Here is a 387-nt window from a genome sequence, read left to right on the forward strand (position 1 = left end):
GGAACAGGAAGGACTGGAGATAGCCGGCCCGCTCCAGCGGGCCGTGATAGGCGCCGAGCTCGTCGGCCAGTTGCTCGGCATAGAGCGCCCAGCCCTCGGTATAGGCGCTGAAGAAGCCGAACTTGCGGATCAGCGGCCCTTCCGCCGCCTGCGCCGTGCTGATCTGGAGGTGATGGCCCGGCAGGCCTTCGTGGAAGGTGAGCGCGGGCAGCGAGTATTTCGGCCAGTCGTTCACGCTCTTCAGGTTGATCCAGTAGATGGCCGGCCGCGATCCATCCAGCGCGGCGCGGGTGTAATAGCCGTTCGAGGCGCCGTCCTGGATCTCCACCGGCACCGCGCGGATCTCCAGCGGGGCCTTGTTGGGGTTGCGGAACGCCTTGGGCAGCA

General features: G+C 66.9%; 1 protein-coding gene. It reads right to left on the reverse strand.

Going from position 1 to position 387, the window contains the following annotated elements:
- Nucleotides 1–387 (reverse strand): DUF885 family protein (locus A7X12_RS26420; RefSeq protein ID WP_232318592.1); only part of this gene is annotated, 387 nt, incomplete at both ends.

Origin of the sequence: Sphingomonas sp. TDK1 (assembly GCF_001650735.1) — a bacterium.
GTDB lineage: Bacteria > Pseudomonadota > Alphaproteobacteria > Sphingomonadales > Sphingomonadaceae > Sphingomonas.